Here is a 24,530-nt window from a genome sequence, read left to right on the forward strand (position 1 = left end):
GGAGGACGTTGGTTGAGTTCCGAATTCGAGGCTGGAGATGTTCTGATTTTTGGTATGTTTACCATTCATGCCAGTTTAGATAACCATTCTCCTTCTATTCGACTCTCCTCGGACAGCCGTTATCAATTGGCATCGGAACCAGTGGATGAAAGGTGGGTTGGCAGTAACCCTATTGGTCACTCTACTGCAGCTAAGCAAGGTCAGATTTGCTAGAAGAAGACTTTAGTATTGTGTGTTTGAATTTAAGTTTAGTCGCTGCGCATCGCTACCGCGCCGAGTTCAGCTCTGGGCTATCCTAAAAGACACTTGAACCTCTTACTTTTTTGGGGAGTAAGCCCGGAGTTGATGGAACGTCCCCCAACCATTCCATTGGTCGTCTGGTGGCTCCCAATACTTGACATATCGAGCGGTAGTCGGGGGAATTGCAACATCAATATCAAGTTTATTGAAACTGGTATTTGGAGAGTAAGGATGGACTATCTCAGAAGCTAATCGCCAAGTTTTATTATCGGTTGAAACCTCAACGCGAAAGGTTAGTGAATTCTTAAACGCACCATCCCAATCAATATTGTAGCCAACACCGTTGAGTGAATAAACCGCACCTAAATCGACAATTTGAAAGGTGCCAGTGCCTTGATTGGTTCCGTTTCCCCACCGCCCCAGTTTTGGATAATTCGTTGTTGTTTGGTAATCAGCAGGATCGTTAGCATTAGCAAGCGCCAGGATAGGTAATCCCTCCGTTTCTGGCAATCACTCGTTTGCCAGCAGCTACGTTGATGCCTAATATCGGCTTCGACGAAGGAATATTGCTTGGAGATGCTGATTCCACTGCTGGCGGTGGAAGTGTAGGGGTGTTTGATACTTGTTGAATCGATTGAGAACAGCCAGCCACAGCTCCCGTAGCGAGGAAGATCGAAGCAAACCAGGGACACGATTTTTTCATCATTTGAGAAGGGACAATCGCCCCAGCAAATTAGGCGTATTATCCAAGGATACGCTCGCCTCTGTTCTGAGGGAAACTAAACCCAGACCAAAACCTCAACACCCCCGCTATGCCCAAAATGCCTGAGTGCGTAGGCGTAAGCCGGGGCGGAGCCATCGCTGTCTCCTCTACGCCCGCAACCCATACCTCGTCTGTGCTGTGCATCCGACGGACCCCAACACCAACACTTGCCCCGACTTTCGAGAAGACCCTAATGCCGCATCAGAGGAATTGTGGGAACCCGAAGGTACAACCTACTACAACGGCGAACTAATCTTGCAACCGAGGCAGCGGTGGACTTTGGAACAGCAGCTAGAACTGCTGGATACCCACCCATTGTTTACTGGTCGGTGCCCCCGGTGTGAAATGACTTATCCCCAATATGAAACGCCGCCTGTTCCTTGGGATTGTTCGGCTTGCGGATGGATGGATGATTCGGTGTGAGGCGACGGTTCTGTTTTGATAATGGCGATCGTTACGCTTTCTAGAGCATCTGTGCAGCTAACTTTCTGGTTAAGATTGAATAAGTTAAATAAAGAATTATGGTTTTTTAAGTAAGCTAGCTGGTGTTCAGGTAATTTGATTACTGAATAGGCTTTTTAACCAACTTGTTTACTATAAAAGGAAATGTAGTTTTTATGAACAACCTCTACCACAAAGTCGCAGTTGCTCCAAAGCATTTAACTACTTGCGGGACATATTAGTAGAGCAAGGATTCCTCGCCCTACTAACAGCCTTAAAGCAGAGTAATTGCAGTCGATGCCGGAGCGCCGATCGAACCTGGGCCAAAGCCCAAATTCACCACCCCACCAGTCAAACCAGGAAGATTGTTAATCGTCAGACTAACGCTAGTTTGACCGGCATTAAAGTTCACCGTGCCGGACGAAGGATTCACAGCAAATGGACTAATGTTGTAGTCTACGTTGTTCACAGGTTGACCACCAGCAGGGGCAACAATCAAATAGTCGATCGAAGCCGAAACCGAAGTATCGCCAGTCCGATTAATCGTAAACTCTCCAGAACCACCATCAGCAATAGGATCGGGAGGCGAACCGTAATAGAAGGAAGTCGGAGGCACAGCAGCGGTATCAATAGACCCCGTGAGACTGTCAGATGGCGCCGGCGTCGGAGTTGGCGTCACATTAGAAATCCCTTGATATTCAATGTTCCGCACTAGGTAGTCGGAACCATCGTTTTTGAAGGAGGTGGCGACGTAGGCAGCGGTGGGGCTATCGTAGGCTTTAGTGGAGAACCGCAGTTCGTCAAAAGTAGCGCCGCCGAGGGAATCTCCTACTATCTGGAATTTGAAACTGCCATCGGTGCGATCGCCAATTACAGTCACTCCATCTGAAGACACAGTAATGGGTTTTGGAGCGCTCGGAGCGTTGAGGCGAGCGATCTTAAAATTGGTGGCCGGTACCCGAACCCCATTATTAAAGATTTGCAGGAAACCAACTTCATTGCCTTGATCGCCCAAACCAGGACTTGTTTTGGGAGTCAATCCACTCAGGTCGATCGTTGTGCTAGTGATGTCTTGGTTATCTGCCCATTTCACCTTCAGCGCCTGAGATTGATTGGTGTTGGGGTTATGGTTGATTTCCGCCCGATTTTTCTTGGCGTCGGTGAACCAACCATCATAAGAGGATGGGACACCAATACCACCGGTACTGCCGTAGCTCAACCAGCTTTTAGGGTTTTCGTTCGTTGCTAAGGTGAGGTTGCTGATGACATTCGGGTTAAGGTAGTCAGTTTCCACGCCATCAAAAGCTATCCCAGACAGTTGGATGCCTTGATTCTGTGCGGCATTCGGCCATTGTGCGATCAGGTCGCTGACGCTGCTGTAATTATTGGCTTGACCCAAAGAACCAGTAAGAGTCGGCGCGGGCGTCGGAGTTGGCACTGGGACGACACTACCTCCCAATTCAAAAGAACCGCTGTCCACGATCGCACCTGGAATGGTGTCGCCATCTTGAGGGCGAGTCACGCCGCGCTGATCCGTAGTGGGTGCGCCGGTGGCAATCCCCTTATCAATTGCCGGACTTCCTATCAGCAGCGGCCTGACTAAAGCGCCGTTGAGGTTTTGCAAAGGGCCGAGTAAGGGGTCTGCGATCGTAATACTTGCCGTCGCATTGAAATCGCTTCCGTCATTGGGGTTTTTGGCCGGCCACTGAAAATTCCCTCCTTGATCGCTATATTGGGCGGTGACGTGTTGCTGAATGCCCCAAGGGTTTCCTCCATTAGCCGCTGTATTGTTGGAAAGAATCGTGTTTTTGAGGGTGACATTATTGGCATCGGCGAAGATACCTCCACCAACCCAGCCTGCTGAATTATCGGCGATCGTCGTGTTGAGAATGGTTGTGGGTGCACCAAGAGTCATTGCACCGCCGAGTTTGTTGAAATCACCAGCAGCAAACGCCGTGGAGTTGCCAGAAAACGTACTGTTAGTAATCGTAGTAGGGGCATTTCGCATCCACAGCCCGCCACCTTGATTATTGGCTTTGTTGCCCGCAAAGGTGGTGTTGGTAATGGTCAATCCCTGGTTGGTGCTGTCGCTCAAAATCGTTACCCCACCACCGTTCCCAGGATTTCCACCGTTGGGTAGCGCCAGAATTTCGTTATTTTGGAAGGTGCTCTTTTCCAAAATAACCTTGTCTTGGCTGCCGGTGAACAGATAAGCTGCGCCTCCTTCACCTCGACCTTTATTGTCTTGAAATACGCTATTGGTAATCTTAATTGTGCCGGAAGCTTCGCTCGGATTGCTGGCTCTGTCTGTGTAAACTGCGCCGCCAAAACCCCTTAAAAACGGATTCTCTTGGCCTGTTGCGTAAACGGCTGCGGTGGTATCGTTGCCGATGAATCGGGAGTTGTCAATTGTCAGCTTACCTTGAAGGCTGTTAATTGCCCCGCCGTTAATTCCTTTGTTGTTGGTGAAGTCGCTGTTGGTGACTGTAAAAGTTTTGAAACTCAAAAAGCCGATCGCACCTGCACCCCGTTCATCGTTAGCTCCGGTGGCTACGTTGCCGTTGAATTTACTGTTGGTAACAGTCAGGGTATTGTTGAAATTACCGAAAATTGCGCCACCGCCTTTATCGGCGACGTTGTTGTTGAACTGAACGTTTTCTACTGTGAGGTTTACTTCGTCGGTTGTGCCGATCGCGCCACCTCGATCCGTAGTTTTGCCGTTAGTAATAATCAGGTTTTTGACAGCAAAAGTGGTAGCAGTTGCAACGTTGGCATTGACAAAAAAGGCGCGGGATGCGTTGTTGCCACTGATGGTTAAACCGGGTGCGGCGGCGCCGTCAATGGTGATGTTTTTGCCAACGGGAATATCGAGTTGACCGCTGGTGAGGGTAATGGTTTGGCTGGCTAAACCTGGAGCGAAGGTAATGATATCGCCGGCAACAGCGGTGGCGATCGCAGCCCTTAATGAACCGGGCCCGCTATCGCTATTGTTGGCTACTACGATCGTAGCTAAATTACCTTGGTAACTTGCCATCGCATCGGCCTGCAAGGCTAAGGGAGATTCAATTTGACCCCTAGCAAATTCTAAATTCCAGTCGCCGCCGCGGCCGGTTGTGTTGGTGGATGCGGCAACGTCAGCCCCGGTTAATTCACTGAATCGAGCGACGAAATTAGCACCTGTACCGCCTGCTACATCGCAGCCGTACAGCATGATGTCTGCTTGTGGGTCTAGTGAAGTTTGCCACTTTTCCAACTGGCTTTTGTATTGCTCTATGTTCTCTGAACCCAGAGCGGTATTGCCTAATTGTAGGCTGCCAGAACTGCCATGAGAAATAATGTGAACCGAGTCAATAGCCCCGTTAGTAGAGGCGTATTGTTCAATTTCAGAGCTGATTTGTTCGATGCCGTTTTTGGTGCGATCGAGTATTACTACCTGCTGTCCCGGCAGCACTCCCGCTGTAATTGACTCGTAATCTTCCACGCCGGAGTCAATGAAGACTAAGGAGCGCAGTGGCCGGTTTTCAAGAGAAGATTGTGAGTTAACTTGAGCGAACGTAGAACTCATATTGGAGACTCCATTAAGGGCATTATTAGTAGATACACCCTAGAGTAACCTCATCAGACTTATTTGATTATATCTTAACACTAAATTGAGACATAGTGTTCTTTTTTTTTAATTTTTAGGGATTTATTTGGAGCGGCATTTGCCTGTTGTCTCTTGACTACCTTGGAAAATTAAACTTCTACCGCTGGGAATATATTACAACATTTATCGCGCCTATTCAAATAAATAAATCTAGGTTGTACCATCCAATTTGTGCGACCTTATTTTGCTAACAGTAGTCTGATTTCAGGTAGTCGGAAATGGTGGAGGTAATTTCCCCCATAATAACTTATATTAATTATATTTAGTAGTTTTTCTTGGAGTGTGATATGTTACTTATACGCACAAGGCACTACAGTTTACCTAGCTGTATTTCATCCAAGGTAAAACTGAATTATGTAAATTTTGAATAATTCTATATGCTTTGCAGTTGCTAGGTTTGCGATACACCCAAATACTTATTACGAGGAGATTTGGTCGCATTTACTACCAGTCAAAACGGTATAATATTAAACCGACACAGTGAGGACTGCCATCCTCACTACAAACGTGATTCAAATTATTCAGCGAGAATTGATATGATTGCAGATTGAGTCAGATCAAATCGTTGATTGCGATCGCGCCTGCGTCTCTAATTACAATTGCATTCGGGTCCAGTCGCCCTCGGTACGTTCCACACCCTCCATTAAATCACTCTCCTTAATTAGCAAACAGTCGATCGCGCCCACCGCCGTTGCTGAGTGTATCACTATCTCGATCGGCATAACACGAACCAAGTCCGCTGTTTTGAGTCAGAGAACTATGCGCTTTTGGCAATTGACTTCTGTATGGTTCGAGGTAATCCGAACTGAGGATAACAAAGCCTAATTGCAGTTTGCCGGAGCGGCCGCCAGAAGTTGTGCGAACTTTGTCAATTTCTCTAAGGATAGAGGCATATTTTTGAAGTGCCGAGGTAAATTTCTCGATGCAGTCAGATTCCCCAGCCAAAATTCTGGAAACAAAATATCCACCTTCATTGATGCTGGAGTCCTTGAATACAAAGCTTTTGGATGGGGGATTTGCGTATTCTGAGGCGGGAGTCGTTTCCCTTAAAGAAGTGAACATATTCCGTCCTCCAAAAGTGAGTTGAGCGCTAGATGAACCGCTGGACTCTGACCGCCAGAAGCTGCCAGCTACCTTGTTTATTTCGCTCATTCTTATTTAACCTATCTATCAGTTTCCCCTATTTCTGCCGCACTGCCATCCGCGATCGCACGGAATTTATATTCTGCGTGTTTTCCCGGACTTCCGGCAAACGCGAAATTACCTATCGATCCCATATCCTATCCGTGATACCACTTTAAAAAAAAATCCAACTGTAAGCCTGTGCTTCAAACCTCGATAGTATTCAGTCATTCCCCTCTCTAAAATCTAAAAGGGTATGACAGACAGTTAATTGATTGGCTTCGCAACTGCACCGCTCAAGATTCTGTGGAAGATGGCGGTTTTTTCCCGGAATTGCGAATATTAATAATCTTGTTGAGCGCCTCAAACCAAAAAGCAGCCCCCATAGAAATAGCTACGCCGCTCAATATCCAACCAAACAATTTTATTATCAAAGCCGACCACAATAAATTCCCCTGCTTATCTCGTTCTAAGCTGTTCTGTTCGCTCCATCCAAAAGGCAGAGCTACCTGATCCAAAGCTCGATCGACATCTTGTTGAACTTTTGTCAGACTGGTTAAATTATTTGATTTAGTCTTAGCATTGTTTGCCACCAACTGCTCAGCGTACAAATTAACATTCGATCGCAACATCGTATCCTTCGACAACCGATTAATAATATGAATGCTATCAGCATTAGCAGCGACAGCAATCGCAGTTCCGAGCAAAATCGCTACCCCTCTGGCATTCCGCTTGTAAACACCAGAAGCACGCTCCATCGATTGGTCAAACCAAATTTCAATTTCTTTCTGAAACCGCTGCAACTGCTCTTGAGTATCTCCGCCGCTTTTTTCAGCGCGCTGCGCTAAAATATAAAGGCTGCGTTTCAAAGATTCTGGCATACTGTCCAAGGTTTCTTGAATTTGTTGATAAATTGGACTCTCCTCTTTGATATCCATAATTTCTGCTACCGTATCTTGACTTTTTTTAACAGTATTTAACAGATTGCTGAAACTCGGTTGCAGTTGCCCCAGCAGCGCCACCCGCTCAATTTTGCTGTCAAAACGAGCCTTGACAAATGCCATATGCCTCTGAAATTCTCTCCCTGCTAGCTCGGTTTCTGGTAGATAAACCTGAGAATCATTAATATAAAATCCTAACTTTTCCGACATCCGATCTAAGCTGTTGTTCAAACTTGCTAAATTGTTTTGATAATCTTCAACAACTCGATTGAACTCCGCAGTCAGCCACCTAAATTCTTGCTCAATAATCGGTTTAGTAGCATCCGGCAAACTCAGATTTTGTCCAATCTGTTGAATTTGTGCTAATTGTAAATTTTTAAATCTTTCCAATCGGGTTTTAGAGATAGATCTGAGCAAACTAGAAACCTTTAAACTCTCCAAAAGGCTAGCAGAAAAACACTCGGCTGGAATATAAGAAGGCCCACTGGATTTATTGCCGAAAACATTTTTAGTCCCCGTAACTCCGTGGTAAAAATCTCCCATGCGGTGCGTAACAGAACGGAATCCCTCTGATAAAAGCCCTTTCGCGCCCTGATTCAAATCCTTGATCATGGGATTGGTGTAAATCGAATTGGCCAATTGTCCGACTCGCTTAAATTGCAGGGGATCTTTCGCGCCTTCGCTGCCGCCAGAAATCAGCACTTCGATCGACTTCTTTAAATGTTCCGCCCGCCACTGCAAAACAGTAGCAATCAGTTCCTGAATTTCCGAAGCTAGCAAGCTTAAAGTCAGGTAGATAAAGACTAAGCCAATGATAATATCTATAATTACAGGCAAGTTCATGGTATTTTCCTAGTCGCAAATAACTGCTGTCTAAGTTTACCTTCAGTTTGGGACGCTCAAGACTCTCTTAACTTATGTCAGAAATCTTTCCATTCCTGGGCCGCAAACCGAAAAATCGCTGGAATGACAGCTTTACAGACAAAGTGTGGATGCTGGCTTTTCTGTTGGCTGCAGTGCTGATTTTCGGGCTGAATCTGGGCGGCGTGGCTTTGCGGGATTGGGATGAAGGCATTGCAGCGCAGGTAAGCCGCGAAATTTGGCGCGGCAACTTAAATTGGCTGTATCCGACGATCGACTCTATGCCTTATGTCAACAAACCGCCGCTGGTACACTGGCTAATCGGGCTGTGTTTTGCAGCAGGCGGTGTCAGCGAATTGACGGCGAGGTTGGTACCGGCGATGCTGACGGCGACTTCAGTGCCCCTGCTTTACGCCATTGGCAGGGAGTTGTTTCCGAGACGGTCGATCGCCATTTTTTCTGCCTTCGTTTATCTGACGCTGTTACCGGTGGTGCGGCACGGACGTTTGGCGATGTTGGATGGAGCGGTTTTGTGTTTTTTGCTGGCGGCGATGTGGTGTTTGCTACGATCGCGCCGCGACTTGCGCTACGCTTTGGGCGCGGGGATTGGGTTCGGACTCATTTGCCTCACTAAGGGCGTCATGTTGGGGCTGCTGCTGGCTGCTGTGGGCTGTATTTTTTTGGTTTGGGATACCCCGCGACTCCTCACTTCTGGGTATCTTTGGGGCGGATTGGCGATCGGAACTTTGCCAGTAGCTGCTTGGTATTTTGCCCAATGGCTGCACTACGGCCAATATTTCATCCACACTAATTTAGTTAACGAATCTTTCCGGCGCATTTCGGAACCTGTGAGCAGTCACAGAGGCCCGCCTTGGTATTATCTTTTAGAAATTTTAAAATTAGCTTGGCCCTGGCAGTTATTTTGGCTGCAAGGGCTGCGTCTGAGTTGGGAAAATCGCAGTTTTCCCGGGCCAAAATTAGTATTGGTTTGGACTGGAGTATATCTGCTGGCTATTTCTGTGATGACTACTAAATTGCCGTGGTATGTTTTGCCAATTTATCCAGCTTTTGCTCTTGCCGTTGGCAGTTATATCGCTGAAGTTTGGGAGCAACTGTGGCTCCCGCCAGAGCCGGTCCAAGAGGAAGCAGAAGAACGTTTTGATGCTATTTCTTTGTTGCCTCATCCCGCGATTTTGGCAATGCTGGGTGTAGTTGCTGTCGTCGGTTGCGTGTACTTCAGTGGCTGGGTACGGCTCGGGGGACAAATTATGCCTCCCGAGCGTGATTTGCAGTTAATGCTGATGGTTGTAGCTTTGACAATGACAATGGCGGCCGTGTTGCTGCACCGCAAAGACCGGCAGTTTATATTAGTTTTAATTTGGGGCACTTACCTGACGCTGTTGGTATTGGTGGCTTCAGATAACTGGGTTTGGGAACTGGCGGAGGATTATCCCGTTAAGCCGATCGCCGAAATTGTCCGCACAGGAACTCCGGCGGGTCAACAAGTGTTTACTTCTCACCGCTTGGGCCGTCCCTCGCTGAATTTTTACAGTCAACGCCAAGTTATTGTGGCCGACGCGCCGACGCTCAAACAGAAATGGCAAACTCTTCCTCAACCTTATTTTCTGTTAGAAAAACCAGTTTTAAAACATTTAGGTTTGCAGAATGCTGAGATTGTCAAAACTGCCGACGATTGGGTTTTGGTAACTAAAAAGTAAGTTAATAGTTAACAGTCCCCTCCTTAGAGTGGGTGAGACAACTTTCGATTGTCTAATGTTGCTTCAGATTGACAGCCTTACCCGGAGGGGACTTGAATTTATGAGAAATCAATCGGACAGGCTCTAACCGCTAACAATCAACAGACTGCATTTCTATTTTTAACGCCGTTTCGACTCTTTGATACTCTGCCTCAACCTGTTCTAAAAGCGCGCAGGCCGGATCAGGTAAAGGCTGGTTAGCATTTGTTCCCATGCGGCCCATGATTTCGAGTTCCTCGCACAGCTCAAACAAGCGAAAAGCACCGAGAGTACCGCTAATCGACTTCAAAGAGTGAGCCGATCGCCGCAAAGCCAGCGGATCGGCGTTGCTCAGGGCCATAGAGATGCCTTGCAGCAGTTCGGGAGCTGTTTCGAGGTAAATCTCGATCGCCTCGTCCAAAGCTTCCACTTCTCGCAGTCCCTCTATAATCTTGGCACTCAGGGAATCGTGGCTCTGTGACAAAGCCCGATCGAGATTTGATGCACCGCGATCGTCGAGTGCGGGCGAATTGGGAATTGTCAGTTGTGGATTTCCTGCAACAGCCACATTCGATCGCACTTCTAATTCACTCGTTCCTGCGATCTGTTCCGCCGGGGCATCCAAACAAACGATCGGCTGCAGGCGATCGAATGCGGAGTTCGATCGAGATTTACACCCGATCAAAGCTCGCACCAACTGGTCAATGGCGATCGGCTTGCTCAAATAGTCGTCCATCCCCGCAGCCATACACTCTTCGCGATCGCCCTGCATCGCATTTGCCGTCATCGCCACAATCCAAGGTCTCGTCGATTTTCGATTTTCGATTTTCGATTTTCGATTGTTAGATTCCTCCTCAGTCAATTTTGGATTTTGGATTCTGGATTTTCGATTATTAGATTGCTCATCTGTTGCGAAAACTTTCGATCCTTCCGTGGGATTTTTGGTCGAGTCTAGATTATTAGATTGCTCATTTGTTACGGAAATTTCTGATTCTCCCGTGTGATTTTCTAAAGTTAAATCTGCTGAAAATTGCTCGCGGATGCGGCGGGTAGTTTCCAGTCCGTCCATTTCCGGCATTTGCACATCCATCAGCACGACATCGTAAGGCTGGCGGCGCAAAGCTTCGAGCACTTCGATACCGTTTCCCGCCACATCCGCGCGATACCCCATCCGCTGTAAAATTTGCAAAGCCACCTTCTGATTCACCAAATGATCGTCAGCCAACAGAATCCGCAGGGGTAAGTCCTCAGCCAGCACGGGTATGCTTTGCAAGAAAGGCCCGCTAGTGCGCTGCCCTTTAAATTCAGTTGTCTGTTCTCCAAAAATATTGATTAAAACATTGTAAAGCTGAGATTGTTTGATGGGTTTATTCAAAAAAGCAGCAAAATCCATCTCCATAGCAGGAGAGTTAATTTCTTGCCTGCCGATCGAAGTTAGCATCACTAACGGCAACTTTTCGCAATCAGGATACCGGCGAATTTGCGCCGCTAAAGCTAACCCGTCCATTTCCGGCATTTGCATATCCAAAACTGCCAAGTCAAACATCTCTTTAGCAGCCAGCCAATCTAAAGCCAAATGAGCCGAAGCTGAAGCCCTAGCCACCATTCCCCAAGACTGAGCTTGGAGAGTCAAAATTCTGCGGTTGGTAGCATTGTCATCGACAATTAAGACTCGCTTGCCAGCTAATTCAGGTTGAGAATTGCTCAAGCTAACTGGTAAGCAACTGTTGCAGGCAGAAACGATCGTACTGAAATAAAAAGTAGAGCCAACGGATTTCGTATTTTGGCCGAGCGGCTTGTTGCTGAGTACAGATTTGCCAGAGGCGTATTTTTCGGCAATTTCGCAAGATTCTGCCCATCCCAAATCAAAAACTGCCGACGATCTAAAATCGGCAGGAGGATTGCCCGCGACACTACCCATACTTTCCACCCACATCCGGCCGCCCATCATTTCGGCCAAACGCTTGCTAATTGCCAAACCCAATCCGGTACCGCCGTACTGCCTGCTCGTTGAAGAATCAACCTGGCTGAAAGATTTAAATAGCCGATCCATGCGATCGCTCGGAATGCCGATACCGGTATCTTTGACCGCAAAATGTATTTCGTATGCTGGGTTAATTACTACCGGTTCGCCATTAATTGCGGGCGGTTCTTTAGCGTTAGCCGCTGACACTGAAATCTTTTTGGCAGTCACCGCAACCACTACTTCTCCAGCTTCGGTAAATTTAACCGCATTACTGAGCAAGTTGATTAAAATTTGCCTCAAGCGGGTGCTATCGCCGATCGCCGTTGCCGGTACTGTACGATCGATCAAGTAACCCACTTCCAGTTTTTTTTCTGCGGCCTTGGCAGCTACCAAGTCTAGAGATTCCTCAATGCAAGTGCGGATGTCAAACGGATGTTCCTCCAAGTCCAATTTGCCCGACTCAATTTTCGAGAAATCTAGAATATCGTTGATCAGCGTCAGCAAGGCATCGCCGCTGCTGCGGATAGTTTCTACAAAATCGCGCTGTTCGCGAGTTAAGGGGGTATCCAACAGCAAACCGGTCATGCCGATGACTCCATTCATCGGAGTGCGAATTTCGTGGCTCATGGTGGCTAAAAATTCGCTTTTGGCTCTAGTAGCCGCCAGTGCTTGATCGCGAGCTTTTGCCAAATCTACGTCGGTTTGCTGGCGTTCGAGTTCGCTTCCCACCCACTGAGCCATCAGTTTCACCAACTCTCTGTCTACAACTCGGAACGGTTCTGTCACAGGAGTCGGAGAAAAAAAGCACAGAGTGCCGTAAACTTCACCTCCCACCGTGACGGGAATGCCCATGTAAGCTTCGATGGGGAAGGCTCGATCGTCCCTGTTGAAGGAAAAACCCGAAAATCTTACCGATTCAAAGTAAATCGGTTCTTTTGCCATTGCCGTAGCCACGCAGAAGGTTTTTTCCAGATCGTAGATTTGTTCTTTGACGATCGACCCGTCGGGACACTCAACAGCCATTATTTGATAGTTGTCGCCTTGAATGCGGGACAAAATTCCCACGGACAGACCTAAATGCCGGCATCCCATTGCCAGCAGTTCTTGGAGGCGCAAATCAAAGGTAGAGAGGTGGTTGAGCGGGTCTGTACGAGGAGCCGAAGTCACTTGGTACAACGCTTTTATTGCAGCTTCGCTTTCTCGCAGTTCTTGTTCTGTTTGCTTCCGCACGCTGATGTCGCGGGAAATGCCGATAATTTCTTGGACTTCGCCGGTTTGGGGATCGCTGATCGTGCGGCCGGTGGTTTCAAACCAAATGTATTTGCCGTCTTTGCGGCGGATGCGGTAGCTGACGGTGTAAGTAACTGGGAGCGCCAGGACTTTCCAGTGAGCTTTGGCAATGGTTTCTAAATCGTCGGGGTGAAAATAATCGTTGGGGACGCGGCCGATGAGTTCCGAAGGTTCGTATCCCAGCAAAGCCCGGCTGGCTGGGGAGACGTAAACAAACACGCCTTTGGGATCGTGTCTGGTGATCATGTCGGTTGAGTTTTCGGCCATCAACCGATAGCGGTCTTCGCTTTCATTACGTTCGAGTTGAGAATTGCCCAATGCTTCTAGCATTCGGTTAATGGCGTCGGCCAAGCTTGAGAGTTCATCTGCTCCGGCCATATGAACTCTCAAGCTTGGGTCGCCGTTGGCTGCGATGTTGCTGACGCTGGTGCTCAAGGAAGCCAATCTCGCCAAGACTAAGTTTTCTAGCAACAGCAGGGTGATCCCGCTAAATATTAAACCTACTGCCAGTATTGATAAGGTAAACAGCTCCAAGGTAGCCTGACCTTGGCGGGAGATGATGCGATCTGTCTCTACCCGCAGCAGCAACGCTAGGTTGCCGTGGATGTCGCGAATCAGGGCGTATCCTGCGACGAAGGTGTCGCTGAGTGGCTCGACTAAAATTTCTACTGATTTGAGGTGGGAAATTTTGAGTTTGAGATTTTCCAAATCCTGCCTGGATGGAGCCATGGCCTTGGCGCCGTGCGCGGAGTAGTTCGTGGCTCCGACTTTAAAATCCAAACTCGGCAATCTAAAATCTACTGACAGGTGAGTTAGTTTTGAAAGCAAACCGATTTCGCTGCTGTCGAGATAGCGTCCCACGATCAGCGTCCCGCGCGGCGGGCCTTGGGCGTTGCTGTTAAAGATCGGCTTTGAAGCAATCAGCAGCGTGGCTTCGGGCAGGGTGAGGACGCCTGTTTTGGCGGCGGGGCGATCGCCATAGACTGTCGGTGAGTCGAGCAGCGCCTCGGTCAAGTGCTGTTTTAAGCTTTCGGGAATCGGGATTTCGGTTTGGGATTTAAGGTCGAAACCTTTGCTGAAGATCGTCTTACCGTTGGAGTCCAGCAGCACCAATAAGTTTAGTCTCAAGTAAATAAATGTCGAATCGACGAAATTTGACTTGACAAAATTTTCGTTCCGTGTTTCGACGAAAGAGTAAGTATCGTCCCACTCGGCGTAATCTTGGGCGCTGGTGTCTAAATTCGACAAGTCATCATCTAATGCGTCCAAAGCCCGTGCGACATCCTGGCGGACGTACTGTGCCTCCAGGTTGTGAAAATCATGCAGCAAAATAGTTGATGCAGTGGCATAGAGAACCACAATCAGGCTGATCAGCGCTGCACCGATGATTAATAGTGTTTTTTTTCGGAGTTGCATGGCGTCGCCCTCCTCACGGTGCTACTAGGCAACTAGCCAGGAGAGGTTTGAGACGTAGGTTGTTTAGCATTGGCGATCGCAGGGCCTGCGTGTTTGGACTGTTCTGGGGTGACTTGGTAAAGCCCTTGGTATTTCCAAGGTATCCGGTATGTTGCCCCCCACAGTCAGTGTAGTATTTTCACAGCTTTAGTTCCCTATTATGCACAACCTATGACCTACAAGTTATAACCTGACGATCGGCATCTTCAAAGGAAACGGGCGATCGAACTCAAAACAGTTCGCGTTTGATACTGACGCAGCCAGGGAGGCGGGCGGGGGAGCATCTAACTTTTTCACAGCCAAGCTAGAAGAAATTGGAGTTTTGAGGCAGGAGGCAGGAGGCAGAAGGAAAGAGGAAGAAGCAAGCAGCCAGAAGAAGTATTTTTACAAATATTTTTACAAATATTCAGATGCTCCCGGTGGGCGGTTGGTAGAACAGGCGTGCTGGGTTGAGAACCCTCACTATTATTGTACCTAAAAATATTGAGGAGAGAGCGGACTGGCGCGGCGAGTTGGGCCTGCCAAAAGGTTCTCATTCCCATAGCTGTTTTAATTTTTGTCGTTGAATAGCAATCGTTGCAGGAGTAGGGGAATAAGCCCAAAAGCCTATCCAGCCTAGAAGCTTGAACCGCCTGCAAAAATTGTTATAGCAGAGGTTAAGAATATCCGGCGAGTTTTCATTTATTACATCCTAAAATAAAATATACAACAATCACAAAAATAAGTTTTTTACTTTTCTATTTTGAATTAATCAAAACTGCTAATTAAGATTTATAAATTCACAGTTTGCACAATCCTCAACAAACGGGTAGACGGGTTTACCCATAACATTATTCAACAGTACCAACAAATTAATACGAACCAGTTCCCACTCCCCGCTCAAATCCTTTACTAACATTAGTGCCTGAGATCGGTAGAAACTGATCTCAGGCACTATTTGCAATCCGATCGCAACTTGAGTCTTTTTTACCGGATGACGGCTAAAGCACCGGCGCCTGCTGCTGCTGCGGCCGAAGAAAGAGCGGTGAAAAACAGCCACCAAGAGGCAACTTCTGCTGCTTTCCGGGTTTCTTCGGCTTGTTTTTCGGCTTGCAGTTTGATGCTTTCGAGGCGAAGCTGCGCCTCTTGCTGCAAGCGTTCTGCTCTTTGCAAAACGCTGTTGCGGCTTCTTTCAATTTGGTCGATCAAGCGGTTGGCATCTGCTTCGGAAATGTCCTCGCGGGAACTCATTAGTGCTACTAAAGTATCGCGGTTGAAATGACCCAGCCGATCGCGCAAAGCGTCAAATCCGGCTTGCGGATCGTCAAATAACTTCCGCACGTCCCGCGTAATGCCTTCGTAGTTGAGTTCAGGGCGATCGAGCGAATTGAGGTAATCCCGAATTTTTCCGAGAACCCCGTCAATTACCGACTGAATACCCTCTTGTATTTTCTGAATTTGCATTGCGAACTCGTCACGCACCGACAAAATTCCATCGACAATGCGATTGGCTTCTGCTTCAGAAATATCCGGCCGCTGAGACAGCAGAGAAACAACTGTAGCTCGATCGATGTGCGACAAGCGCTCGCCCAAACTGTAAGCGCCGACTTTCGGGTCATGCAGCAGCAGTTGCAAGTCGCGCTTGATGGCGTCGGGATTTAATTCATCCTTGCCTGTATTACGCAAATAATCTTGTAAAACACTCTGAAAATCCTGCACTTGGCTTTGCATCCGCTTTGCCAAACGGCGCGGCGCTTTCACAATCGAGCCCAGGGTTTCCTGCACTTGGTTGATAATTTGATTGACTTGTTCCTCACTCAAATCTTGTCTCTGAGAAAGCAGTTTTACCAAAGTATCGCGATCGACTTGAGACAGGCGACCCCGCAGCGCTAAAGCTCCTTCTTTGGGATTTTCCAGCAGTTTTGTCAAATCCCGCTGAATCCCTTCAGGATTGAGTTCTGATTTGCCAGTATTGCGGAGGTAATCTGCAAGGGCGGTGGTGGTATTGTCGTACTGATCCTTAGCTTTTTCTGCCAACTTTTGTGGCGCATGCAGCGCGCTGTGCCAAGTTTCTTCGGTGCTGTCGAGAAGCTGATTTACTTGGTCTTCGCTGAGGTCTTTCCGCTGAGATAGCAATTTTACCAAAGTTTGGCGATCGAACTTAGAAGCTCTAGCTCTCAGCGCCCACATTCCCGCTTCCGGGTTGTCCAGCAGCGTTTTCAAATCGCGCTTGATGCCTTCGGGATTGAGTTCTTCTTTACCCGTAGACTTCAAGTATTCTTGTATTCTTTGCCACTGATTGTCTAGTCGGGCTTGCGCTGCTTCTTGCAGACCTTTAGCATCTGCTAAAACTACATCTCGCGTCCTTTCCAACTCTTGAACAATCTGTTCTACTTCCTGGAATCCGAAGTTTTCGCGACCTCGGAGAATTTGCACAAAACTGTCGCGGGTGTAAGGAGAAAGCCGATCGCGCAACTGTTCGTAACTAGCGTCGGAATCCTCTAAGATTTTTTTGAAATCCCTCCCGATACCTGCTGCTGTCAGTTCTTCTTTCGGCGTCAGTTTCAAATAAGTTTCCAGTCGCCACTGCAAATCGCGAGATTTTTCTTGCTCCTCAGCAAAGATTACGGTTTGTAAAACGCGCTGTCTAATTGCTTCTAATTCCTGGGAAATTTGTTTAATTTTGTCTTGGGTAAAAACACCTCTACTAGCCAGGATTTCGGCAAAATTAGACTGTTTTAGTTTTTCTAATTCGCGGCGCACAGTTCCTGGATCGGCCGTAGGATCGTAGAGAACGTCCCGAAATTCGCGCTCGATGGCTTGGGGGTTCATCTGCCACGAATAAGTGTTGAGTAGGTAGTTTTCTACGTCGGCACGAATTGGGCTGTAAGTTACGGGTTCGCCTTTGACTTGAGCGTTAATTTTATCAGTTTGCTGGGTAACTTTGTCTTTAGCTTCTTTGAGCTGACCCACTACTTTTTCAACATCCAAGTCAGAAATATCCGTGCGACCCAATACTATTCCCATTAAAGCATTGACTGCCATTGTCGTTGCTTGGGACATCATGGTCGGGCTTTGTCCAGAATTTTGACCGCCCAGATTACCGCCCAGATTGCTGAGGACTTTTTCTACCCTACTTGCCAATTTATCTGAGACCAAATCTCCCGATTTGGCAGATTTGAGATAGTCTACTAATTGGGCGATGCCGTCTGATTGCTGCCCTTGTTTTCCTACTTGTTTCCAAGCATCTTGAAGTTGGTCTACAATCCGGTTTACATCGCGTTTTGATAAGTCCGATCGCGAACTTACTAAATCTACGAGAGTTTGCCGATCGAGATTCGGCAAATTTTCGGTTGCAATGGTTTTTAGTTGGGGATCGTTGAGCAATTTTTCAAACTCGCTACGCATCCCTTTGATGTCTAATTCTGGCGGTTTGAGGCTTTGGATGTAGTCTTCGACGTTTTCCCGCAAGCTTGTGGGGTCGATCGCGCTACCCAGTTCATGGCCCACTGCTGCTGCTGCTGCTTTCGCGGTGGCGACTACTTGGTTGCTGGCTGCTTTTGCGCCGATGGCCGAGGCTGCGGTGCCGACAATCGCTTGAAAACCTGATGTGGCGGTGTTGACGACGGAACCGATCAGGGAACCGACGGTGGTGGAACTCACCCAAACAAGCATTGAGAAATAGGTAGCCCACACGACTAAACCGACGATCGCACCTAAACCGGGACTGCTAATCAAGCTGAGCTTAACAGCTAGCAAGCAAGCAAAGAATAGGGCAATGGTGACGGTGACTAGCGTCCAAGTACCTACCTTTCGGCCGATGTGGCGGACTGGGGAGCTGCCGCTATCCGAGTGGTGACCGTCGTCGTCGTGGGATTGTCCCATGTACGAAAGGCCCGCGGCTACTGATAAATTTGTTAGCAATAGTTGGAAAGCGCAGGCGAGTACCACTCCAGCTATCAAGGCGATAAAAAATTGCGGCCCGGAATAGAGGAGTGCTGCGTCTTCTGTGTTTGTAGTAGTCTGCTCTACTGGCACTTGGGCCAGCCAGAACCCGATGTTATACAGTTGTGGATTTATTGGCAAATTTTGATACATAGTATATTCCTCGTTAAGGAGTGGGTGCGCGCGCTCATTGGCGCAAGTTAACCAATGTATAGTTTTAGACTCATGCCCCCAATGGCAAGCATCGCCTTATTGACGAGCTAAAGCATCCCCCTACAGTTGGAAGTCTAGAAATATGTCTGCGGCCGGCTGTCACTTTAGAAATATTTGTGCTATGTAAATTGGCAGTTGTGAAGTTGTTAGTTCTCAGGTATGAGTCAGGTGCGCTGCGGCGCATCCGAGATAGATGGTAGTAATGGTAAGTCGGATTAAAATAAGGGCAGAGGAAAATCTTTGGTCGATCGATATTAAGAGTCGGCACAGAAGCCCCGACAAATTGTTCACAATTCATCAACCAAGGCCATAGCAAATTAGCTTTCAAGGAATTCTATAGTGCAGCGAGAAAGTCATGCAATTATTATTGGCGGCAGTTTAGCAGGACTGTTGGCCTCTAGAGTATTAGCAAAACACTTCGACCGAGTAAGTATTGTTGAACGAGATTTTTTTCCTGAACAACCCGCACCTCGCCCCGGTATTCCTCAATCCCGTCATCTTCACATCCTTTTAAATCGGGGGAAAAGCATCCTAGAAGAGTTGTTTCCCGGCTTGGAAAACGAACTGGTAGCTGCTGGTGCTCCTAGGTTAAATCCGAAGTCGATCGGGTGGTTTAGTCCGGCGGGTTGGGCCCCGCAATTTAGCCCGGATCTAAATGATTTAATTATGTTCAGTCGGGATTTACTGGATTGGCAAATTCGCCGCCGGTTGGCTGAAAATACGAACGTGCATTTCCTCGAAGGAGGCACAGTAACGGGGTTGCTGGCGAATGCCTCATGCACGGAAGTTGCTGGCGTGTCGGTGCGTTTTCGCGATCGCCAAAACCCGGGTAACATCCATGCAGAAAATTTGTATGCAGATTTAGTAGTCGATGCTGGCGGCAAAGTTTCCAAAACACCTCAATGGTTGAAAAGTTTGGGCTATGAACCTCCGCAAGAAACCGCTATCAATGCTTTTGTCGGCTATGCCAGCCGCATCTATGAAGGCAGCGGTAAATTGTCAGACACTGCGCCAGTATTTGTGTCAACCGCACCGCCATTTCGCACCCGTGGCGGTGCAATTTTTCCGATCGAAGGCAATCGCTGGCTGGTGATTCTCATCGGGGGCGATCGCGATTATCCGCCCGCAGACGAAGCAGGTTTTCTAGAATTTGCCCGCACTTTGCCAACCCCGACAATTTATGATGCAATTAAAGACGCAGAAGCGATAACACCTGTTTATAGTTATCGAGGTACAGAAAACCGTTTGCGCCACTACGAGCGGCTCCCTCGTTACCCTGAAAACTTAATAATTATCGGTCATGCAGTTTGCGCTTTTAACCCGATATACGGACAGGGAATGACCGTTGCTGCACTAGATGCTCAGATGCTAGATGAATGTTTGCAAAAGCAAAGAAAGCGGTATCCAGAAGGCGATTTAACAGGCTTTGCACGACAATTTCAACAAAAACTAGCAAAAATACACACTATTCCCTGGATATTTGCCATCAGTCAGGATTCTCGCTATCCGGGAAGTGAAGGTGCAAAACTAAACCTCGCTACAAGGCTGACAATTGATTACATGGATCTGGTGTTAAAAGTGCTGGTCGGAGATGCTAAAGTTTGTCAAGCATTTTTGGAAGTTCTACACATGATTGAGTCGCCGGCTGTACTTTTTTCTCCCAGTATTGCGCTTAAGGCGATCGGGCAATTAGTCGCCGTTCGGCAGAAGGCCGAATTAAGATAAAGAGTTTATACAGAATCAGGTTATTTTTGCCAATTCTATTTTTTCAGTACCGATGAATGGAGATAAACGCAAATGAAACTATTTTCATCTACGTTTATTTAAGCTGATATTATGTCTGCTCGAACCTGGATGATAAAAAGCGTTATTTTTTTGACTGCGGTTTTCTGGTATTTCACGTAAGAAGATGGGTAAAATCCAATTTCGTACCCCTCTTGTCCCTTTGTGAAATAAATTTAATAATTTATTGCACAAATTATTTGTAGTTAGGACTTAGCTACAAAACTCAAGAAACCGGATTTTTTACCCATATCCCTGGCGTTTTACGCTATAGTGTGGTAAAAAAAATCGGTTTCTGCATCCTAGACTAATATAGACTTGTCCAATTCTCAATTGCCCACCAAACAATCTAATTGTTCTTGCATTTGGGCGGTAACTCGATCGAAACAAGCATCAACATAATCGCGATCGCGCGCCGCCTCCGAACCGTACTTCTCAAATACAATCGGTTTGCAGACGCGAGTCCGAATTTGCACGGGTAAAGGCAGGTTCGGCAAAGGTCCAATACCCAGTCCCCAAGGCAATCCTAAATACACCGGAAATACCACCGGATCGATGCCCAACAACCACGGCATCCCCCATTCATGCAATTGCTTAACTTGTTCGTACAAATCTCCCAAAACTATCAAAGTATCGTGGGCGCCGTGGGATATTATTGGTATAATTGGCGCTTCTTCTCGCAATGCTAATTTGATAAATCCCTTGCGTCCGGCAAAGTAGATTTGATGGCGCAAATGATGGGGGCGAAAAACATCTTGGGCGCCGCCCGGATAGACGAGAACAGGGGCATTTTTTCGCAAAGCTGCGATCGCCATTTTCGGATGCGCCTTGAGCGCGCCACACTGAACCGCCATGCTAGCAATATCAGGAGAAACTTGCCAAACCGTCGGGTGCATCAATCCGTATGCCAAGCGTTCCGTGCCGTACCTGCGGAACCATTCGTAGAGGAACATAAACATATCTGGAACGGCGATTCCCCCGTTGTGAGAACCGACAACGAGCATTTTTCCGCTCGCTGGTACGTGGTGCCAGCCGTCGCTTTGTACGCGAAAATAGTAGCGGTACAGCCATTCCCAGATTGGCAACAAAAGCTGAATGAAGTCGGGATTGCGATCGTCTAAAGATAGACCGTCCAAGGGATATTTAGAGGATTTTCCGTCTTTTTTGTTAGTAGTTTTGGTCACTGCAAAAATATTTAACGCTTTGGTCATTGTATAGCAGGAGGAAGAAAGCTTGAGCTATCTAGGAGAGAAGGAAGAAGAGAGAATCTCAGTTGTGCTTTTACTCTTCTTGTGCGTGTGAGCTTCCCGATCGCCCTAAAAAAAATGATTTTTACTCTCATTAATATGCTCTCCTTCAGAAGGAACCTACCTCGTTAGTTTCAGCAATAAAAAACGTCCTAACCGTCGAGCGCGGTTGCTATATCAATATAATTAAATCAGAAATTGCACCAATATTTGGTTTCTGATTTTAGCGGGCTGGTTTTGTTCGGAGGTTTTATGCTGGTTGTCTATTTTGTTGGCTCAACCTGCCCCTTGTATCTTTAAACAGACAGGCGATCGAACCGCAGCAGGCAAAGTAAAGCGTCAGCGAGTAAATATAAAGAAACCATCCAACTTCCTTACTTAAGAACCAGAACCAAGGGCACCTCAAGTCGAGGAACTACAAGTCGGCGTTGCGGCGACTAGAATCCTTAATGGAAATGTCTCCACAGGAACAAAACTGTTTGGAAACAGCTACAGCAACTGTCCTTGGCAGATCGCGCGGCGGCTTTAGCCACAAAAACACAACCCTGCCTAAAGCCGATGGGTTTCCGTTTTGGAAGATTTTATCAAATTGAGGCCACCCATCGGGTCAATGTTAGCGATTTGCGCTGTTTGCCGCAATTTTAAGTAAGGTGCGATCGACAGTGGAGTTATGTCAGCGAGATGGAAGAACTGTATGTGGCTTGTGGCACCCGACTAGGACGATGGGGTCGATCGCACCAATCGCCTGTCACTCAGAATCTTGGAGCATCTCAAGCACCATCTCGCTCTCGAAGCTGCCAAGAATTCACCGGAAATGCAGAAAAATATTACTCAACTGCAACAACTGGCAGCTAAATGGTTTAAGGAACACCTGACAAGATCTTGACCGACAAGAAATGACTTGCATTCCTAGTAAACTCTCACCCATTTAAATAGTTAACAGTTAACTTTTGACTGTTGACTTTCCCACTCCCTCACTCTCCCCGCTTTCCCTCTCTCGTCTTGTCCCCCTCCCCCGCTCTGCCATAACGAGCAATTTATAGGCGCAGCAGCTTAATTTGTGTGGGCTTAACTCTCAGAAAAAAATAAATTATATAGATAAAACTTGACTTACAGCCATAAAAAATGTTATGTAGAGCTTTTTCCTGGAAGACAAATCGATTTTTTTGCTATATTGACCTGCAATAAAGATAATAGTTTTGATCAGATGAGGAGTTGAACGGATGAAAAACTTGAGTTACTGGAACAAACCCGCTGCATTGCTGGGCGCGATCGCGATCGCAGCCGGAAGTTTGCAAGCAAATGCGGCAAATGTTGCCACCCCATCAACATCCACTGCCCGTCAGGATGCTGAAAATAGTTCATTTGAAGATAGCGCCACCTTTCAAATAGCCCAAGCTGGCAACAGTTGCCGCAAAGTCACTCCCAAAGAAGGTTTGACCGTTCGCCAGAACCCAGACCCCAAATCCCCTAGAGTTGGCGGTGTACCACTTAACACTCAGGTAACGCTGTCCCAAGGCGCTACTTCTGTTAAAGCCTCCGACGGCCGCCTCTGGATTCCAATTACCGCTCCCGTAAAAGGGTATGTAGCTAGCGGATACCCCAACAATGAGGCTAATTTAGGTTCGTGCACGACAGCCAGCACAATTAGTCAAACTCCTTCCCCTAGTCCAGCACCGGCACCGGCACCAGCACCGGCAGCGACACCAGCACCGGCACCTGCACCAGCGCCAGCACCGAGTCCAAGTCCTGCACCTGCTGCGACACCAGCACCTGCACCTGCTGCGACACCAGCACCAGCACCTGCACCAGCGCCAGCACCAGCGCCAGCACCAGCACCAGCACCAGCACCAGCACCAGCACCAGCACCAGCACCAGCACCAGCACCAGCACCAGCACCAGCGCCAGCACCAGCACCAGCACCAGCACCTGCAACGGGTCCCGTAAGTCTGTGCCGCCAAGTAGAACCTCGCGTAGCGCCGAGGGGTCTAGCTATCCGCACCGAGCCTTCAAAGACTGCTGCGGTTAAAGGTGGCGTAGCTGCTAACGGTCAAGTAACGCTTGTGCCGAACTTCCAGTTAGTGAGAGATAAGAATGGAGAAGACCGCAATTGGGTTGAGATTTCAGCCCCTGTGGCCGGATTCATCTCGGCTGGAAATTTGATCATGTGCAAGTAAACTTCTGAATTCGATCGCTCTTTTTGACTAAAAGAGCGATCGACACCAAAAATAGTTTTAAGATTGTGGCGCAGGCAGGAAACAACGCCGAGCCCAGACTGCTTCTGTGGCTTACGAATGAATAACTTATTTCTATCGGGAAGCAGCGGTAGCGAATCTTTCTGTGCCTGTGTTTTTCGTGAGTAGCGTCAAGTCCTAGCTTGGTTGCTCGCAACGCACGCGGGATGAATGAATTTAAGCAAAAAGCCGATCGACCTTTCTACTGACAGCGGCCGCTTGCCCAATCTTGGTGTCCGCGATTTGGTTGACACTTGGATTGTCGGCCAATCCAGACAATTTCCCACTTATTTTGCCTGAGTCTGAGTTCGATGCGGTGCCGCATTCCGGCAACAGAATCGTCAGCTAAACCGACCACGGTTTGGACAATTACGGCTGTTTCTCGCGTGGGATATTCAACTGATATTTGGTCGCTTTTTCTGCCTTCAGATTCTTGGTCACTGCTAAAGAGTTTTGCTGCGATCTCTTTGGGGTTGGAGACGGTAATTTTGCGATCGGCAAGGAACTGTTTAGCGTTAATTGCTTCGTAGTTCGATCGGGCTGCGGCCTGCCCCATTGCTGCGATGGGAATTTGGGTGCAGGCGAAAATAGCTAGGGCTTGCTGAATAATCGAGCGCAAACTAAGAACAGGAGCGAGGGATATATTCAAGCAGAGTTAAAGAATATTCA

Annotated in this window: 15 protein-coding genes; 6 read left to right on the plus strand and 9 right to left on the minus strand. The window is 47.7% G+C overall.

The annotated features are described in order from the left end of the window. The coding region (locus tag QUA47_RS24845) for a phytanoyl-CoA dioxygenase family protein (RefSeq protein ID WP_333432719.1) at positions 1–213 on the plus strand (213 nt) is incomplete at its 5' end. A 102-nt stretch (positions 214–315) separates the two neighbouring features. On the opposite strand, the gene QUA47_RS24850 is transcribed toward QUA47_RS24845, so the two are convergent. Beyond that, on the minus strand, positions 316–750 hold the full coding sequence (locus QUA47_RS24850; protein ID WP_333432720.1) for a discoidin domain-containing protein: 435 nt from the start codon (positions 748–750) through the stop codon (positions 316–318). Further along, positions 710–946 carry a hypothetical protein gene (locus QUA47_RS24855; protein WP_333432721.1) on the minus strand — a complete coding sequence of 79 codons (237 nt, stop codon included), beginning with the start codon at positions 944–946 and terminating at the stop codon, positions 710–712. The genes QUA47_RS24850 and QUA47_RS24855 overlap by 41 nt, the downstream gene beginning before the upstream one ends. 123 nt (positions 947–1,069) lie before the next feature. Here QUA47_RS24855 and QUA47_RS24860 point away from each other — a divergent pair, with 123 nt between their 5' ends. After that, the gene (locus QUA47_RS24860) at positions 1,070–1,426 is read left to right on the plus strand and encodes a hypothetical protein (protein WP_333432722.1); all 357 of its coding nucleotides are present in this window, start codon (positions 1,070–1,072) and stop codon (positions 1,424–1,426) included. 292 nt (positions 1,427–1,718) lie between these two features. Here the strand turns inward: QUA47_RS24860 and QUA47_RS24865 are convergent, their stop codons facing one another. From QUA47_RS24865 to QUA47_RS24875, 3 genes are all read right to left on the minus strand, one after another. Continuing rightward, a complete protein-coding gene (locus QUA47_RS24865; RefSeq protein WP_333432723.1) occupies positions 1,719–5,009 on the minus strand; it encodes a DUF4347 domain-containing protein in 3,291 nt (1,096 codons plus the stop codon). Positions 5,010–5,747: 738 nt separating this feature from the next. After that, on the minus strand, positions 5,748–6,152 hold the full coding sequence (locus tag QUA47_RS24870; protein WP_333432724.1) for a hypothetical protein: 405 nt from the start codon (positions 6,150–6,152) through the stop codon (positions 5,748–5,750). A gap of 356 nt (positions 6,153–6,508) precedes the next feature. Then, positions 6,509–7,996, minus strand: coding sequence for a hypothetical protein (locus QUA47_RS24875; RefSeq protein WP_333432725.1), 1,488 nt, complete (start codon positions 7,994–7,996; stop codon positions 6,509–6,511). Positions 7,997–8,070: 74 nt separating this feature from the next. Between QUA47_RS24875 and QUA47_RS24880 the strand changes: the two genes are divergently transcribed. After that, positions 8,071–9,732: a glycosyltransferase family 39 protein gene (locus QUA47_RS24880; RefSeq protein WP_333432726.1), complete on the plus strand. Its 1,662-nt coding sequence runs from the start codon at positions 8,071–8,073 to the stop codon at positions 9,730–9,732. 130 nt (positions 9,733–9,862) lie between these two features. Here QUA47_RS24880 and QUA47_RS24885 read toward each other — a convergent pair whose 3' ends face one another. Together QUA47_RS24885 and QUA47_RS24890 are read right to left on the minus strand one after the other, a co-directional pair. Then, positions 9,863–14,422 (minus strand): response regulator, encoded by a 4,560-nt coding sequence (locus tag QUA47_RS24885; RefSeq protein ID WP_333432727.1) that lies wholly within the window; start codon positions 14,420–14,422, stop codon positions 9,863–9,865. Positions 14,423–15,427: 1,005 nt separating this feature from the next. Next, positions 15,428–18,538 carry an MFS transporter gene (locus QUA47_RS24890; RefSeq protein WP_333405048.1) on the minus strand — a complete coding sequence of 1,037 codons (3,111 nt, stop codon included), beginning with the start codon at positions 18,536–18,538 and terminating at the stop codon, positions 15,428–15,430. A 399-nt stretch (positions 18,539–18,937) separates the two neighbouring features. Between QUA47_RS24890 and QUA47_RS24895 the strand changes: the two genes are divergently transcribed. Further along, on the plus strand, positions 18,938–20,323 hold the full coding sequence (locus tag QUA47_RS24895) for a 2-polyprenyl-6-methoxyphenol hydroxylase-like oxidoreductase (RefSeq protein ID WP_333432728.1): 1,386 nt from the start codon (positions 18,938–18,940) through the stop codon (positions 20,321–20,323). Positions 20,324–20,709: 386 nt separating this feature from the next. On the opposite strand, the gene QUA47_RS24900 is transcribed toward QUA47_RS24895, so the two are convergent. Continuing rightward, complete coding sequence (locus QUA47_RS24900) at positions 20,710–21,591, minus strand: glycerol acyltransferase (protein ID WP_333432729.1); 882 nt, start codon at positions 21,589–21,591, stop codon at positions 20,710–20,712. A gap of 717 nt (positions 21,592–22,308) precedes the next feature. Here QUA47_RS24900 and QUA47_RS24905 point away from each other — a divergent pair. Beyond that, on the plus strand, positions 22,309–22,482 hold the full coding sequence (locus QUA47_RS24905; protein WP_190663843.1) for a hypothetical protein: 174 nt from the start codon (positions 22,309–22,311) through the stop codon (positions 22,480–22,482). Between the two features lie 368 nt (positions 22,483–22,850). Then, the gene (locus QUA47_RS24910; RefSeq protein ID WP_333432730.1) at positions 22,851–23,804 is read left to right on the plus strand and encodes an SH3 domain-containing protein; all 954 of its coding nucleotides are present in this window, start codon (positions 22,851–22,853) and stop codon (positions 23,802–23,804) included. Positions 23,805–24,063: 259 nt separating this feature from the next. Here the strand turns inward: QUA47_RS24910 and QUA47_RS24915 are convergent, their stop codons facing one another. After that, positions 24,064–24,510 carry a hypothetical protein gene (locus QUA47_RS24915; RefSeq protein ID WP_333432731.1) on the minus strand — a complete coding sequence of 149 codons (447 nt, stop codon included), beginning with the start codon at positions 24,508–24,510 and terminating at the stop codon, positions 24,064–24,066. Between the last annotated feature and the right edge of the window lie 20 nt (positions 24,511–24,530).

The organism is Microcoleus sp. MON2_D5 (genome assembly GCF_036701905.1).
In the GTDB taxonomy this organism is placed as follows: domain Bacteria; phylum Cyanobacteriota; class Cyanobacteriia; order Cyanobacteriales; family Microcoleaceae; genus Microcoleus.

Excerpts from the sequence above, each read along its gene's own strand:
- QUA47_RS24855 (WP_333432721.1), bottom strand. The coding sequence starts at position 946 with ATGATGAAAAAATCGTGTCCCTGGTTTGCTTCGATCTTCCTCGCTACG.
- QUA47_RS24865 (WP_333432723.1), bottom strand. The coding sequence starts at position 5,009 with ATGAGTTCTACGTTCGCTCAAGTTAACTCACAATCTTCTCTTGAAAAC.
- QUA47_RS24870 (WP_333432724.1), bottom strand. The coding sequence starts at position 6,152 with ATGTTCACTTCTTTAAGGGAAACGACTCCCGCCTCAGAATACGCAAAT.
- QUA47_RS24875 (WP_333432725.1), bottom strand. The coding sequence starts at position 7,996 with ATGAACTTGCCTGTAATTATAGATATTATCATTGGCTTAGTCTTTATC.
- QUA47_RS24880 (WP_333432726.1), top strand. The coding sequence starts at position 8,071 with ATGTCAGAAATCTTTCCATTCCTGGGCCGCAAACCGAAAAATCGCTGG.
- QUA47_RS24885 (WP_333432727.1), bottom strand. The coding sequence starts at position 14,422 with ATGCAACTCCGAAAAAAAACACTATTAATCATCGGTGCAGCGCTGATC.
- QUA47_RS24890 (WP_333405048.1), bottom strand. The coding sequence starts at position 18,538 with ATGTATCAAAATTTGCCAATAAATCCACAACTGTATAACATCGGGTTC.
- QUA47_RS24900 (WP_333432729.1), bottom strand. The coding sequence starts at position 21,591 with ATGACCAAAGCGTTAAATATTTTTGCAGTGACCAAAACTACTAACAAA.
- QUA47_RS24905 (WP_190663843.1), top strand. The coding sequence starts at position 22,309 with ATGGAAGAACTGTATGTGGCTTGTGGCACCCGACTAGGACGATGGGGT.
- QUA47_RS24910 (WP_333432730.1), top strand. The coding sequence starts at position 22,851 with ATGAAAAACTTGAGTTACTGGAACAAACCCGCTGCATTGCTGGGCGCG.